Source organism: Kibdelosporangium phytohabitans (assembly GCF_001302585.1).
Classification (GTDB): Bacteria; Actinomycetota; Actinomycetes; order Mycobacteriales; family Pseudonocardiaceae; genus Kibdelosporangium; species Kibdelosporangium phytohabitans.
The window spans coordinates 2,825,894-2,840,631 of the sequence record NZ_CP012752.1; the positions used below are offsets into that span (position 1 = coordinate 2,825,894).

Below are 14,738 nucleotides of genomic sequence, written 5' to 3' on the forward strand. Positions count from 1 at the left end.
ACGGGTAAAACCTCAGTTGCGGGAGGTGAGTGCCCGCAACTGCGTGAGCAGTTCGCTGCGGCTGCTCGCGCCGAGCCGCTGACGCATCCGGGCCATGTGGTGCTCCACGGTCTTGGCCGAGATGAACAGCTGGTCGCCGACCTGCTTGTAGGTCATGCCCTGCAGCACCAGCGCCGCGACTTCCTGCTCGCGCTCGCTCAACGGGCTGGCCTCGGTGGGGATCGGGTCGGTCACGGCCTGCTTGCCCTGCAGCTCACGTGCGCAGTCCAGCAACGTGACCATGGCCTTGCGGTCGGCCGTCCGGATCGCGGCCTGCCCGGCCAGCCTTGAGCCGTCCCACACCATGCCCATGTCGTGCAGGCCACGGGCGGCTTTCTCGGCGCGCACCGGGTCGACTTTGCCCGCCACGACGTCGAGCCAGCACTGCGCGGCGTCGCCGAGGGCCTGGCCGAACCGGCTCTGGTTGGTGGCGAGCGCGGCGACGTGGTCAGCGGCCTCGCCGGGGTTCTCGGCGACGATCGCCGCGTGCAGGCCGCTCCAGTGCAGCGTGGTGGCCCACAGTTCCGGGTTGCCCAGCTGCGCGGTCAGCGCGTAGGCCTCACGCAGGTGCGGCCCGAGCCGGGCCTGGTCGCTCAACTTCGCCGCCGCCACGGCGAACTCGCCGAGCGGCAGGATCGTGAACAGGTCGACCGGGTGGCGGACGACGGCCTCGCACGCCTGCGCCCAGATCCGCCGCAGCGCCTGGACGTCACTGTTGCGCCGGGCCAGTCCCGCCTCCAGCGCCACGGCGAAAAGCCAGTCCCGTGGCTCACGCGGCCGTACCTCGGCCAGGTGTTCGGCGGCGGCGGCCAGCTGACCGCGCATCATGCAGAGCCACGCCTGCAGCAGCTTGTGCCGTGTGGCCAGCAACGGCCCGCCCATGTTCGACTGCACCGCGCGGTCCAGCACCGACTCGGCGACACCGAGTTCGCCGCAGTGCAAACCGACGAGCGCGGCCAGCGCGGCCGGGCTGTCCGGGAGCAACACGCCGCGACCGGCCGGTTCGAGCAGCCCGGCCGCGCGCACCAGCGAGGACAGCGCGTCCACCGGGCTACCGCAGACCGACTCGCGAACCCCTTGGGCCATCAGCGAAGCCGCACCGGACAACAGCGTCGGCAGGTCGTCGGTGGCCGTCAGGTCGACCAGTGTGCCCGTGCCGATCCGGCCGATCGCGGCCAGTGACACGTCACCGGACCACTGGTACAGCTCGGCGCTGCGGCCGAGCTGGCCGCGGTGGGCCAGCGCGGTCGCGGCGACCCGTGCGCCGCTGGCCTTGTCCTCCGAGCTGGAGATCGCCTTGTCCGCCAGCCGCATCGCCGAATCCAGGTCCCCGGCCAGCGCCGACGCGTGCGCCCAGCCCGCCGCGCACTGGGCCAGGGGACGCCCGGCGGACACGGCCGCGGCGAACAGTTTCGCCGACAGCGCGGGGTCCTCGGTCAGCGATTCGTGCGCGGCGGCGTGGAAGGCCGCGGCGACACCGGCGCCGCCGACCGCGCTGCCGAGCAGGGAGCGGGCCAGCGGCAACACGGATTCGCCGCGTTCCAGCAGCAACTCGGCCAGCCGCTGCCGTACCGCCAGCGCGCGTTCGGCCGGGATCACCACGCGGACCGCGCGGTCGCAGATCGGCAACAGGGTGCCGTCCTGCCCGAGCAGCCCGGTCGCCCGCGCCGCCTCCATCACGGTGACCACGTCGTCCGCGTCCCGGCCGAGCAGACTGGCCAGCAGATCCGTGCGCAGCCCGGCGCCGGCCTGAGCGGCGAGCACGTACTGCAGGACGTCCGGGTCGAGCAGGTCGAAGTCGTAGCGGAACCCGGCCAGCGCGGCGTCCGGCACCTCGGTCACCGGGCGTGACGACATCGCCGACACCAGCCGGTCGACGTACGCGGGGACCCCGCCGGTCTGCCTGAACAGGAACTCCACGAGTTCCGCGGCGGGTGCGGCGCCGAATGCGCCAGCCGCATGGTGCCGCACCTGAACGCGGTCCAGCGGAGCCAGCATCACTGTCTGTCCCAGTGCCCGGGTGAGTTCGCCCAGTTCGGCCGAACGCGGCCACGGCCGCGACGCGACCACCAGCCGGGGCACGTCGCCCGCGGCCACCGCCGCGGTGAGTTCCAGCAGACGCGCCGCCGGCAGGTTGTGCGCATCGTCGACGATGACGACTGTGTCGGGGTCGCCCGGCCGGTCGCACACCCGCACGCCCGCGTTCTCGTACGCCCGGCGGAACGCCTTCAGAACAGCGGTTTTGCCGTAGCCGCCCGGTGCGGTGACCGCGAGCGCCAGCGGTGCGAAGGGATCGGCCTCGGCCGCGTCCAGCACTCTTCTCGCTGACTCGTCCATCACGGTCGTGGTTCGCACGCGGGTCGCTGTTCGTTGGCTCAACGGCCGTCCTCGCCTGTCTTGGGAGCGTTGTTCAAGCTGGATGGGTTGCCGGGCCCGGGTTTCGCGTTCGCCGACTCGGGGTTCGGCGGTGCCTGCGGGGTGGCTTTGCTGTTGTTCACGGCGGGCGCGACCACGCCCGGCACCGGCGCGTGTTTCGCCGGTTCCTCGCCGCGCAGGTAGAACGTCAGCCCGACGCCCGCGGCCAGTACCAGTGCGGTGATCCCGCCGGTCAGTTTGGGTTTGCCCGCGAGCATCCGCATCGGCGAGCGCGGCGCGGGCAGGTCGAGCGGCTCGATCTCGGTCGACGGCCGTTGCGGCGGCTCGTCGGAGGAGATCACCGGCAGCGGCGCGGCCTGCGGGATCGGGGTGACCCGGCTGGCCACGATCGCGGCACCGCGGGCGCACGCGATCTCCGGCTCCGGCGCGACGAACGCGCGGCCGGGCACCTCGGCCCTGACCAGGTCGCCGACCAGCGGGATCCGGGCGCAGCCGCCCGCGACGACCACGGTGTCCAGGTCGGCGGCCGGGCGGATGATCCGCAGCAGCTCCTCGATACCGGCCTGCACCGACGTGCGGATCATGTCGTCGAACGCGGCGCGGGTGAGCGTCACGTCGTGCACGGTGACCTCGTTGCCAGCGGACAGGAACTCCTTGGCGGCGACGCATTCCCCGCGCAGCCTGGCCAGTTTCAGCCACGCGTCGGGGTCGGCCATGTCGATCGTGCCCGTGCCGCTGCGCACGTAGTCGAAGACCGCGTCGTCGAAGCTGTTGCCGCCGTTGGAGTCGACGCTCTCCGCCGTGCTGAGCACCTCGAACGTGCCGATCGGGGACCGGCGGACCACGGACGTGGCCAGGCCGGTCGCGCCGAGGTCGTACACACCCAGCGCCGTTCCCGGCGGCACGTCGTGCGCCGCCGCGTGGTTCTCGCTGATGGCGACCGGTTCGGGCAGCAGGGTGAGGTCGTCGAGGCTGGTTTGCCGCAGTGCCGTGTGCAGCAGGCGCTTGCGGTGGTTGCCCCACCCGGCGGGATGGGTGATCACGACGTGTTTCGGGGATTGGCCCTCGGCGGCCGACACCTCCTTGACCACCCAGGCGATCAGCACGGCGGTCAGCGTCTCGGCGGTGCACACCTCGCGGCCGATCATCAGGGGGACCTCGTCGCCGATCCGCCTGGCGAAATCCCTGGCAGCGTTGGTGGGATCAGTGGCGGCGTGCCGTTCGGCGGCGTCTCCGACGACCACTGTCCCGTCGGGCGCGAAGTAGACGACCGTCGGCACGGTCGGGGCGCGATCGCCCAGGGGGACCGCCTCGGGTTCCCCCCAGGTGGAGCCGGTCTGACGGCAGAGCGCTGCCGAGGTGCGGCAGGTCCCGGCGTCGATCCCCAGGACGTATGGCATGCAGGGTGCCTTCCGTGCTCAATCGAACGGGTGCACTTCCGAGTTACCCCCGGATGGGTTACATCTTCATACCAACCACCGGACCATCGTGCCGAAGTGGTCCTGATCTCATAGGGGGACACCCTAATGCCCCTAATGGATTAGGGGTCGTAACCCCAGTCGGGGAGCTCGATAACTCGGAGTGATCCCCGATGTCTGGGTGATCGCCCGGCCCATAACGTTCGGTCGCACGCCGGGCAGCCCCTGCCTGGCAGCTCACCGATCTCACCGATCCACCGGTGTCGATGGTTCGTCAGTGGACGTGCACTGGCCGACCGCGGGTGCCGCACCGGTGGGTCGTGTGATCACCGAGCGCCTGCCCGGTCGCAACCCCTGTACCCGTAGGAGAGATTCCCCTTGATCAAGAACGACCCTCCCCAGTCAGCACCGGCCCCCGCGCCGCAGCCCGCCCCGGCGCCCGCCGCTGCCGCCGCGCCGGCCCCGGCGGAGCCCACGCTGCACGACTTCTGCCTCGACCTGCTGACCAACTCCGCGGCGATGAAGGCGTTCGAGGCCGACCCGACCGGTCTGCTGGCCAAGGCGGGCCTGAACGGGATCACCCCGGAGGACGTGCGTGACGTCCTCCCGCTGGTGACCGACCTGGTCCCGACCAACGCCTCCGGCATCAACCTCCCCGAGGGCGGCGACAGCTTCGGCGGTTCCTACAAGCTGCCGTTCGGCGAGGTGCAGGGCGCCGGGTACTACGAGTACGGCCACGACGGTTTCAAGGGCGGCGTCGAGGGGTCGGTGTCCTCCTCCGGCGTGGAAGCGTGGGGTTCCGGTCACGTCGAGGCCGGCAAGCACGGCGCGCACGCCGGCGGCGAGGGCGGGGTCAGCACGGTCGCCGGCGAGGCCGACGGTTCTGCCTGCCTCGAGGTCGACAAGCACGGCGTCAAAGCCGACGCTGAGGGCTCCGTCTCGGTCGCGTCGGGCGTGAGCGCAGGTGCCGCGAGTGCCGTCGACGTCAGCAAGCACGGCATCCACGCCGGTGCCGAAGGCGGCGCCATCACTCCGTTCGGGTCGGTCGCGGGCACGGGCTCCGTCGACGTCGGCAAGGACGGCATCCACGTCGGCGCCGGTGGTGGCGCCGACACCCCGGTCGGCGAGTTCGCCGCCGCCAGCGCGGTCAGCCTCGACGAGGACGGCCTGGCCATCAACGGTGGCCTGCACTCCCCGTTCGGCGGACTCGAGAGCGGTTTCTACCTCGGCCCGCAGCACGAGACCGGCGGCAAGGCCTACGGCGGCATCGACCTGGACGGCCCGCTCGACAAGACGGTCAGCCTGACCACCTTCAAGGGCATCGGCCTCAACCAGGACCTCGCGCCGAACCTGTCCGGCAACATCGCCAACCTGCCGGGCAAGGTCGTCTCCGACCCGACCTCGGTCGGCCACGCCATCGTCGGTGCCGCGCCCGCGCTGCCCGCCGTTCCCGGCCTGCCGCAGATCCCGCTGAGCGACGTGAAGCTGCCTGACGTCACCAACGACCTGCCGCTCGACCTCCCCGGCGGCATCCCGGGCGTGCCCGCCGTCCCGGCCCTGCCGACCGAGACCGTGACCCACACGGTCAGCAGCGTGCAGGAGACCGTCAGCAGCGTGCACGAGACGATCACCAGCACCACCGGTGGTCACCTGCCCGCGGTCGACGTCCCGGCCGTGCCGCACGCCCCGCAGCTGCCCAAGCTGGAACTGCCCAAGCTGGAACTGCCCAAGCTGGAGCTGCCGAAGATCGACCTGCCGAAGGCCGACCTCCCGCACGTCGACCTGCCGAAGCTGCCCGGCGCCGACGGCGCCCAGAACGGCATCGGTGGCCTGCTGGACCACAACCCGGTTTCCGACGCCGTGCACAACGTCGCGGACGACCTGCACCTGGGCCTGTAAGCCCAGTTCACACGGCCGGAGGCCGGGTTCACCCTCGGGGGGCGGACCCGGTCTCCGGTTTCTTGTGACAAGAACACCCCTTTCACCCGAACGGTCGAGCACGGCACACTGTTCGGGTGACTGCGGCGACCTGGCTCGACGTTCTGGACCAGACCATCGGGGCATCCGTCGTCCACCACAGACCTGACCTGGCCGAACGGCTCAGGGCCAAACGGGCCCAACTGCTCGACCCGCAGATCAGGGTGATGGTGATCGGCGAAGCGAACCAAGGCAAAAGCCAGCTGGTGAACGCTTTGGTGAGTGCCTCGGTGTGCGCGGTCGGCGACGACGTGACCACGGTCGCGCCCACGATCGTGCGCTACGCCGAACAACCAGCCGCCGCGCAGCTGCGCTACGACGCGACCGGCGCGGAACCACACCGCACGCCGATTCCCGTCGAGCACGCGAACAACCGCGGCTCGGACCCGGTGACGACCGAAATCCGCCTGCCACGCAAGCTTCTCGCCGCCGGACTGGTGATCATCGACACGCCCGCGGTCGGCAACCTGCACCAGCTGCGCGCGCAGAACACGTTCGCCGCGTTGAACGGCGCCGACGCGGTCCTGCTTGCATCCGACGCATCCCAGGAGCTGTCCGCGACGGAACTGGAACTGCTGCGCCAGGTTCACCGCTCGTGCCCGACGATTCTCGTCGCGTTGACGAAGATCGACCTGACCGCGCAGTGGCGCGCGGTGGCCGAGCGCAACCGGGAACACCTCGCCAGAGCAGGGGTTTCCGCGGCGATCGTGCCGGTGTCCTCGACGCTGCGGATCCGCGCGATGGCCAAGGACGACGAAGCGCTGAACAAGGAGTCGGGTTTCCCCGAACTGCTCGAACGGTTGCGCACGGACGTCCTGCCGGTCGCGTCGAACCCGTTGTCCCGCCAGAACTTCGCGGCGATGGCAGGGACAGCGCTGGCGGAACTGGTCGGCCAGGTCAACAAGGAACTCGCCGCACGCCCGGACGAGAGCAGTTCACCGGCGGTCGCGGAGTACATGCAGGCCCAGCAGAAGGTGGCGGACCTGCGGCGCTGGTCGGGCAAGTGGCAGAACGTCCTCAGCGACGAGATGGCCGACCTGATCTCGGACCTGGAGTACGACCTGCGCGACCGGACCCGCAAGATCCTGCGTGAGGTCGACAACGCCTTCGACGAGGCCGACCCGGCGAAAACCTGGGACCAGTTCGAGGAATGGCTGAACAAGCACCTGACCGAAGCGGCCGAGATCAACTTCAAGTGGCTGGTCGAGCGTTCGTGGTGGGTGGCCGACCGGGTGGCGGAGTGCTTCCCGGACAACCAGGAGATGCTGCCGACGTCGGTGATCCCGCACGACGCGGACGTGGACCCGGGTGACGCGCAGGCACCGAAGCTGGAGAAGTTCACGCCGGGCCAGATGGTCTTCACCGGCCTGCGCGGATCCTACGGCGGCGTACTGATGTTCGGCCTGATCACCACCCTCGCCGGGTTGCCGCTGATCAACCCGATCTCGATCGGCGCGGGCCTGGCGCTGGGTGGCAAGAGCATCGGCGAAGAAGGCGAGACGAGGCTGAAGAAGCGCCAGTCGGCGGCGAAAGCCGTGGCGCAGCGGCACGTGGACGACTTCTTCCTGCGGTTCTCCAAGGACTGCCGGGACGCGGCCCGCAGGATCCAGCGCGGCCTGCGTGACCACTTCACCGAACTGGCCGAGCAGGTCCAGCAGAAACTGACCGACGAAGCCACCGCGGCACAGAAGTCGGCACAGCTGGAACTGGCGGCGCGGCAGCACAAGGAGCAGGAACTGCGGCAGGCGTTGACCCAGCTGACGAACCTGCACGGCCAGCTGACCAGGATCGCGGGAACGTTGCAGGGAGCGCGAAACCCATTGGAGATCTCCGCGTGAGCGCGACCGTCGACGAGGCGGTGTGGGCGATCCTGCACGACGCGCTCAGGCTCTACCAGGACAGCCCGCGGGCGACGAACTGGCTCCGGCACCACATCAGCAGGTTCGACTCGCCGCTGCGGATAGCGGTGGCCGGGCGGCCGGGCAGCGGGAAGTCGACCGTGGTGAACGCGATCGTGGGAGACGAAGTCGCCCCGATAGGCGTGCAAGGCCCGGTCTTCACCTGGTACCAGGACGGCCCGCAACCACGCGCGACGGTCTACATGCGACAGGGACCGCCGAGCGAACCCCCGGCCGGCCGCGTGGGCGGAAGGCTGGACGTGGACCTGACCCAGGTCGACCCGGACGGCATCACGAAAATAGTGGTCGACTGGCCGGCGAGGGTGCTGCGCGACATCTCGCTGATCGACACCCCGCCGATAGCGGACGAGATCTCCGAGCAACTGGCAGCGGAAGCAGACGCCCTGCTGTACATGACACCGCAGGTGCACGTGATGGACGTGCGGTTCCTCCAGTCCACACAGGACCACCCAGTGGCCAGGGCAGCCCCGGTGAACGCGATAGTCCTGCTGTCCAGGGCAGACGAGACCGGCGGCGGACGAATCGACGCGCTGACAGCGGCGAAGCAGGTGGCCCGCCGCTACCGCCGGGACGCACGAGTCCGCGGCCTGTGCCAGAACGTGATAGCCGTGTCGGGCCTCGTCGGCCAGGCAGGCAGGACGATGCCGGAAGACGTGTACCGGACACTGGCGGCTCTCGCGGCCGCGCCACGCTCGGAGACAGAGGAACTACTGCTGACGGCCGACCGCTTCACCAGGGCGGAACACGCGCTGCCGTCAGCGATGCGACGCGAGCTGGCCGACCAGCTGGGGATCTTCGGAATCCGGCTGTCGGCAGCGTTGATCAGGCAAGGCGCGGACACCAGGAACAAACTGGCATCGGAGCTGGTGCAGCGAAGCGGGCTGAACGAGCTGAAAGAATCGGTCAGCAGGCTGTTCATCGACCGCGGGAAGGTGCTGAAGGCCAGGTCGGCGCTGCTGGGCCTGGACGTGATGCTCCGGATGGAACCGAAACCGGGAGCAGCGAACCTCGTGACCGAGGTGGAACGAGTACTGGCCGGGGCACACGAGTTCCACGAGCTGAGGCTGCTGGGCGGCCTGCTGTCCGGACGAACCCGCCTCCCGGAAGAGCTGGCCGCGGAAGCCGCCCGGCTCATCGGCGGCGCAGGAACCAGCCTGGACGCCCGGCTCGGTTTCGACCGTGAGCCGTCACCGAGCGAGATCCAGGCCGCGATCCGCGACGCCCAGATCAAATGGCGTGAACAGTCCGAAAACCCCCTGCTGGACAGCTCGGAACGCGAGGCAGCCCGGGTGGTGGTGCGCAGCTGCGAGGCCATGCTGGCTCGGCCTGGCCCGGTGATGGCCGGTGAAACCGGGTGGCCTCGAGGTTAGGCGGTTCGGGGCGTGAAGTGGTGAGGCCGGGTGGGCTTGGGGTTATGGGCCTGGTTAGTGGTGTGTGAGGCCCATGTTGGCGTGGCGTGGTGCAGTGGTGGTTGATGAAGCCAGGCGACCCCGGGGCCAAGCGGCCCGGTGTTGTGGGGTTGTGCCGTGTTGGTCAGGGTTTCGTTGAGTCGTCGTGGCTGGGTTGGTCGATGAAGCCGAGGCGTCGGTTCATGGCGATCGCGGAGGTGTTGCGGGGATGGTGAAACGCGACGAGCCGGCGGTAGCCAGCGGAGCGGACGAAGCGGATCGCCTGCAACTTCAACGCCAGCGACAATCCCTGTCCGCGACAGGGCGGGAGGATGCCGGTCATCTCGCTGAACGCCCATCCTTCAGTCGGGCTCAACGAGGTTGCCGACATTCCGATCCAGGTTCTCTCATGGATTGCGAGGACTACTCCGCGTGGATCGAAGGTAGGTACGTCGATGCGTTGGCTGAGGTATTCGTCGTAGGTGGAGAACTCTCCCCGGTCCGGGATGTCGGCCGAGCACGTCTTGTTGAGTTCGTAGAGCTCGCGTCGGTGTTCGGCGGTATCGCCGAGGTTGGCCATCGTCCTGAGCTCGATGCCTGCCTCGTGTGCTCGCCGGAGGTACGGGGTGAATTCCTCGTCGTTGAACTTGTCCACGTCCAGTCGGAGGCGTACCCAGTCCACCATGCACCGAGCTTATCCTCACCACCAGCCAAGCAGACTGGAGTTGCCCCGTTTTTGGCGGACACCGACGATAAAGGACGGTGTGTTCCTGTTCCCGTTCCCGGGCTGGGTGATTTCCTGTTGGGGTCTGTGAGTAAGTAGCGGTGGACACGGCGGTGTTGACGTCACGCGCGCGGCCTGGCTGAGGTGCAGCCACTCGTCGGGCACGTGGATGTTGCTGTCCGAGCCGACCGCGCCCGTGACCAGGAACTGGGCCGCCGGGTAGGTCGTGGCCAGCAGGCCCATGAACGGGATCGAGCCGCCGAGGCCCACGGTGCCCCATGGCGCGTCGAACACCGTCGTGCTCACGTCGTCCAAAGTGGTCCGCAGCCACGGCGCCAGCTCCGGCGCGTCCCAGCCGTCGGCCAGGTCGGAACGGGTCAGCTCGACCTGTGCGCCGTAGGGGACGTCGGTGGTCAGCGCCTGCTTCAACTGCTCGAGGGCCGCGGTCGCCCCGGCGGTCGGCGGCAGCCGGAAGCTCAGCGACAGCGTGGTGAACGGCCGCAGCACGTTGCCCGCGTCGAGCGGCTCGGGCATGCCGGAGTTCAAGGCTGAGATTGCGGAGTTTGTGCGGCTGGGGTGCCCGATCGGCTCAGCAGGTCGCGAAAGATTTCGACCTGGCAGAGTCGGTGCGGCGGTGGGATGAGCACCGACATCGACGCAGGTACCCGTGAAGGGACCACCAGCGAGGAGAAGGCGAAGTTGGCGGCATTGCGGGGCGAGAACCGCCGGTTGCGGCGACAGCGACCCTCAAGTGGGCCAAGGGGTTCCTCGCCAGGGAGACCCGGTGAACGTATATCCGTCATTGTTGTCCCCTTTTGACGGGCACGGAGGTTGGGAGTGACACGGTTCGACGATCTTGTCGAAGGAGATAGCTCGTCGTGCCGAAGCCTTATCCGCCGGAGTTTCGGCGACGTGCGCCGGACCTGGTCGAGCTGGGCGGCCGGTGCTGGATGTGGCCGCGTCGCTGGGCATCGCGCAGTCCTGCCTCTACCGATGGAAACACCAGGACATGATCGGCCGGGACTGGCCTCGCTGAGTCCCGAGGCGATCGAGTCTGCCGCGTTGGCCCGAGTCAGAGCGCGAATCATCGAGCTGGCGAACGAGGTCAAGATCGTGCGCAAAGCCGCCGCCGCAGTCGAGCAGGTGGTGCCCCCAAAGCCCGGTTCGCCCTCGTGGCCGAACTGGCCGATGAGGGCGTCCCGGTCAAGCAAGCTTGTCTCACGCTAAACGGAGGGGAGGTAAGGAGGAAGAGGAGGAGGCGATTTCGACGCACTTGGTGTGATTGTTGCTGTGGCTGCTCTTTTGCCAGGTTGGGTTCATTGTTGGGTCCTCAGTAGCTCCTCGATGAAGGCGACCGAGTCGGTTGGGTTGAGGGCGTTGATTCGCAACTGTCCGAGTATGAGGTTGGCTTCCTCTACCTGAGCGGGGTCCTCTGTTTGCAGGGAGCCTGTGGGGTGCTCGACGTATAGGTATGGCGGGTCTTCTGGGTTGGGGAAGGTCAGCACGGTGATGGGTGCGTTGGGTACGTAGCAGTCACCTGCTGTCAGCATCACCTGAAGGGTTACCGTTGGGAGCTCGGACATTTTGATGAGGTGGCGCAACTGCTCGCGCATCAATTCCGGCGGACCGAGCTTGCGGCGCAGTGCTGCTTCGCACACGATGGTGTGTAGTTGCAGTGGCCATTCCTCGCTGGTGAGCCGCTTCTGTCGGCACATCCTTGCTTTCATGCTTGGTTCGAGCTCTACCCAGTGTGGTCGGGCACTGAAGAGCGCTCGCATGTAGGCGGGTGTTTGCAGGAGTCCTGGGAGGTCGATCACCAGGAACTGGCTTATCTGGCAGGCCACTGCTTCCACGTCGAAGTAGGCGGCGTTCTTGATTCCGTAGGCCGTGTACCACGGTGTCTTGTTCGCTTCTCTTACTTCGTCCACCAGGTCCGGGTCGTACTGGTTGTACTCGTCCATCAGTGTTCTGACCAGGTGCACGTCTGCCCTTGTCTCGCCGGACTCGATCCTCTGCAGCGCACTTCTCTTCTTGTCCAACAGGGGCGCTGCTTCCTTCAACGTCAGCCCGGCGTCTTCTCTCATGCGGCGCAGCTTCGCGCCCAGCCTCCGGCGTAGGTAGGTCGAGCGGTTGTTGTCCTCGGTCATGGTCGATCTCCCGGCGGTGACCACGGGGCTTCGGTGGGCTGTGAGTGGGGTGACGTGTGGCGTTTCGGAAACCTGACGTCGGATTTCCTGCCGGGTCAATGATTGCGCCGTGTGGGATCGACGTAATCCGGTGCGGCGAACCAGGGGGTCACGTCGATCAGGATCAACCGGGAGTGCTGCCTGCGGCGAGGCGCGGATTGCCGATCGCGGTCGGGCGGCCTCGATGCCTGGCAGGGTTCGGTGCGGCCGTTGCCCGGGTGCGGTCGGCCGGGCGACCGGCGTTCGGTTGCTGTTCCGGCTTGGGGGTTCGGTAACTTGAGGCATGGTTTCAAGTTACTTTGACCGGGGTTTGGATGTCTTGGGTTTTTCCTGGGCTTCACTCTATCGGGTCTCGGCAAAGTCCGACAGAAATGGTTGGTGTGACTAGGAAACACGAGTCGCCCGGCCCGAGGCGACTTCGGCGGTCGTCAAAACCCTGTTGTACACACGGACATCGTCGGCAAGTCCGGAGAAGTACTCGCCCCAGATCAAGTTTCCGCCGAGCCGAAGCGGATTTCCCGACACCGCGAGGGTTCCCGTGCTTGCGACCGACGAGACCTGTACACCGTTGACGTGCAAGCGAATCGTGGTCGTGTCATAGGTCACGGCGAGATGAGTCCATGTGTTGGCAGCTATGGCACCCATACTGTTGACGTTCCGGTCAGCCGAGCCGACCCGTATCCACCCTACGGCTGAGAAGCTGCGTTGTCGCCGTAAAGCGCGTACGACAAACCGTCCGTACGTTCCTTCATGAAAGTACGCCAACCGGTCACGGCGGTGTTCGGGCGTATCCAGGCCTCCAGGGTCATCCCGTTGGTCAGGTCCAAGAGGTTCGAATCCGCCACGGTGACCACGTCGTCGACCCCGTCGAACGACAAGGCCCGCCCGTGTTCACAGCGGCCGACCATGCGGCGCCGGAGATGGTTCCGTTGTGGCCCTTGCCGATTCGCACGTTCAGGACGGCGCCGGATCCTTCGTTGAAGTTGTACGCGGCGACCGGCCCGGGAGGCCCGGTGTTGTTGACCGTGACCGATACCGCGGCCGAATTCACTGTGTTGCCAACGGTGTCGCGCGTCCAGCGCTGTCCCGTTGAAACTCACCGTGTCGCCGACGGCCCACGCTGCCACCGGGGTCGTGATGTTCACTGTCGGCGGTGTCGTCCCCGCGAAGATCCGTTTCGAGACGACGTCGCTCAACCCACCGGGATCGCTGGCCCGTACGGAAACGTTGTACACCTTCGCTGCCCTGTAGGTCCGTGCGGCGGCTGGGCCTGTGCCGTCGTCGAAGTTGCCGTCACCGTCGAGGTCCCACGCGTACGACAGGGCTGCGCCCTCGGGGTCGTTGGCCGCCGCCGCGCTGAACGACACCGTCAACGGCAGCGATCCCTGGGCCGGTGACGCCGTGATGGAAGCGACCTGGGGCTGGTTCCCGGAGTTGTACCGCACCCGGCGGACCTCTCCAGCCGCGATGTCCACATAGAACAGACCACCGTTCGGCCCGATCTCGAGGTCGACGGCGAACGCGTTGTTCCTGAACGCGATCCGGGTCGCGGGATCCGGGACGCCGCCGGTGCCGGGGAACATCGCCCAGACGCACCGCCTGCTGTAGTCGGCGAAGAACAGCGTGCCCTTGTACTGCGCCGGATGGGAATCGCCGTTGTAGAAGGCGGCACCGGACACCGACGAGCCGACCTCGGTCTCACACCCGTCACCCGGGATCACGGGATCGCTGTGGTGATAGGTGAAATGCGGTGGCGTGTGCGGCACGGCCTCGCTGTAGATCCGTTCGCACATGTTCAACCCGAAGTTGTAGCCGCCGTTGGGCTGGTTGCCCTCCATGCACGGCCAGCCGAAGTTGTCGACCGTGCCGTCGATCGGGCTGGCGATCCGGATGACAGTGCCGTCGAGACCGGTCGGACCACCCGTGGTCTGGTAGTCCTGCGAGCGCAAGGCGCCGCCCTCGGCGGTCGGTGCGGTCTGCGTTCCACCGACCGGAACAGGCGGGTCGCCGCAGGGGTTCCTGGGACTCCCGGCTTGTCCGTAGTCCGCGGACACGAGACCCGTGTCGTCACCGGCGCTGGCGTACAGGTAGCCGTCCGGCCCGAACTCCAGGTCGCCGACGGAGTGGCTGGGGTACTGCTGGCACCAGTCCTCGATCAGCACCTGCTCGGTGCCGGTGACCACATCCAATCTGGACAAAAGCCCCGAAATGACACAGCCGTCGCCGGTGGCGCCCGGCGGGTTCGGGCACGAGTCGCTGGTCGCGTTGGGCTTACCCAGCGTGGTGCCGTTGCGCCGATTGCCGCGCCGGGTGCGTGCGGCACGTAGACTGATGGGTCGGTTGGGAAGCCTGGGGCCAGAGCGATACCCATCATGCCCCGGTCGAGTTCGTTGTAGACCTTCGTGCGCATGTCGGCGAACACCGACGGCGTGGTGTCGCCGAGGCCGTCGAAGACCTTGACGACACCGCTTTTCTCGGCGACGAAGACCCGGCCGTCCCGCTGAAGTCCACTGACGTCGGCTGTTCGAGGTCGCGGAGGATGGTCTGCTCGGTGAAACCCGTTGGCAGCGCCGACGCCTGGGGTGCGGTCGCGGCGATCACAACCAGTGGCGCGAGCCCGAGCACGAGTGCGAAGGGCCTCCACTTGGGCCGCATGTGCCACCAAGCGCCACAAGTGCGGGTTTCGTTACGTGCCAGCGAGTTGAAAACTG

Annotated in this window: 11 protein-coding genes and 1 pseudogene; 3 read left to right on the forward strand and 9 right to left on the reverse strand. The window is 68.0% G+C overall.

From position 1 onward, the window contains the following. Positions 1–12: 12 nt before the first annotated feature. Together AOZ06_RS13230 and AOZ06_RS13235 are read right to left on the reverse strand one after the other, a co-directional pair. Positions 13–2,394, reverse strand: a complete 2,382-nt coding sequence (locus AOZ06_RS13230) for a helix-turn-helix transcriptional regulator (protein ID WP_335338388.1) — start codon at positions 2,392–2,394, stop codon at positions 13–15. 20 nt (positions 2,395–2,414) lie between these two features. Then, positions 2,415–3,815 carry an Hsp70 family protein gene (locus AOZ06_RS13235; RefSeq protein ID WP_054289651.1) on the reverse strand — a complete coding sequence of 467 codons (1,401 nt, stop codon included), beginning with the start codon at positions 3,813–3,815 and terminating at the stop codon, positions 2,415–2,417. Between the two features lie 396 nt (positions 3,816–4,211). Here AOZ06_RS13235 and AOZ06_RS58340 point away from each other — a divergent pair, with 396 nt between their 5' ends. The 3 genes from AOZ06_RS58340 to AOZ06_RS13250 all read left to right on the forward strand — a co-directional run bounded on the left by AOZ06_RS58340 (position 4,212) and on the right by AOZ06_RS13250 (position 9,099). Beyond that, a complete protein-coding gene (locus tag AOZ06_RS58340) occupies positions 4,212–5,732 on the forward strand; it encodes an IniB N-terminal domain-containing protein (RefSeq protein WP_054289652.1) in 1,521 nt (506 codons plus the stop codon). Between the two features lie 116 nt (positions 5,733–5,848). Next, on the forward strand, positions 5,849–7,648 hold the full coding sequence (locus AOZ06_RS13245) for a dynamin family protein (RefSeq protein WP_054289653.1): 1,800 nt from the start codon (positions 5,849–5,851) through the stop codon (positions 7,646–7,648). Then, complete coding sequence (locus tag AOZ06_RS13250) at positions 7,645–9,099, forward strand: P-loop NTPase family protein (protein WP_054289654.1); 1,455 nt, start codon at positions 7,645–7,647, stop codon at positions 9,097–9,099. The genes AOZ06_RS13245 and AOZ06_RS13250 overlap by 4 nt, the downstream gene beginning before the upstream one ends. A 163-nt stretch (positions 9,100–9,262) precedes the next feature. On the opposite strand, the gene AOZ06_RS53830 is transcribed toward AOZ06_RS13250, so the two are convergent. The 7 genes and pseudogenes from AOZ06_RS53830 to AOZ06_RS62025 form a co-directional block, all read right to left on the reverse strand. Further along, positions 9,263–9,802 carry a GNAT family N-acetyltransferase gene (locus AOZ06_RS53830; protein ID WP_054289655.1) on the reverse strand — a complete coding sequence of 180 codons (540 nt, stop codon included), beginning with the start codon at positions 9,800–9,802 and terminating at the stop codon, positions 9,263–9,265. Positions 9,803–9,961: 159 nt separating this feature from the next. Beyond that, positions 9,962–10,408 (reverse strand): annotated as a pseudogene (locus tag AOZ06_RS13260) (peptidase M20); the annotation flags it as partial. A 651-nt stretch (positions 10,409–11,059) separates the two neighbouring features. Beyond that, on the reverse strand, positions 11,060–11,161 hold the full coding sequence (locus AOZ06_RS62015; RefSeq protein ID WP_083471659.1) for a DUF397 domain-containing protein: 102 nt from the start codon (positions 11,159–11,161) through the stop codon (positions 11,060–11,062). Continuing rightward, on the reverse strand, positions 11,158–11,988 hold the full coding sequence (locus AOZ06_RS13265) for a helix-turn-helix domain-containing protein (RefSeq protein WP_054289657.1): 831 nt from the start codon (positions 11,986–11,988) through the stop codon (positions 11,158–11,160). Before AOZ06_RS13265 ends, AOZ06_RS62015 begins: the two co-directional genes overlap by 4 nt. Positions 11,989–12,411: 423 nt before the next feature. Further along, positions 12,412–12,792 (reverse strand): LamG domain-containing protein, encoded by a 381-nt coding sequence (locus AOZ06_RS62020; RefSeq protein ID WP_225954838.1) that lies wholly within the window; start codon positions 12,790–12,792, stop codon positions 12,412–12,414. Continuing rightward, entirely contained in the window at positions 12,714–14,225 is a 1,512-nt protein-coding gene (locus tag AOZ06_RS13270; protein WP_157232997.1) for a PKD domain-containing protein, read from the reverse strand. The genes AOZ06_RS62020 and AOZ06_RS13270 overlap by 79 nt, the downstream gene beginning before the upstream one ends. Then, a complete protein-coding gene (locus AOZ06_RS62025; RefSeq protein ID WP_417999950.1) occupies positions 14,183–14,689 on the reverse strand; it encodes a PQQ-dependent sugar dehydrogenase in 507 nt (168 codons plus the stop codon). The genes AOZ06_RS13270 and AOZ06_RS62025 overlap by 43 nt, the downstream gene beginning before the upstream one ends. Positions 14,690–14,738: the final 49 nt, after the last annotated feature.

Excerpts from the sequence above, each read along its gene's own strand:
- AOZ06_RS13235 (WP_054289651.1), bottom strand. The coding sequence starts at position 3,815 with ATGCCATACGTCCTGGGGATCGACGCCGGGACCTGCCGCACCTCGGCA.
- AOZ06_RS53830 (WP_054289655.1), bottom strand. The coding sequence starts at position 9,802 with ATGGTGGACTGGGTACGCCTCCGACTGGACGTGGACAAGTTCAACGAC.
- AOZ06_RS62015 (WP_083471659.1), bottom strand. The coding sequence starts at position 11,161 with ATGAACCCAACCTGGCAAAAGAGCAGCCACAGCAACAATCACACCAAG.
- AOZ06_RS13265 (WP_054289657.1), bottom strand. The coding sequence starts at position 11,988 with ATGACCGAGGACAACAACCGCTCGACCTACCTACGCCGGAGGCTGGGC.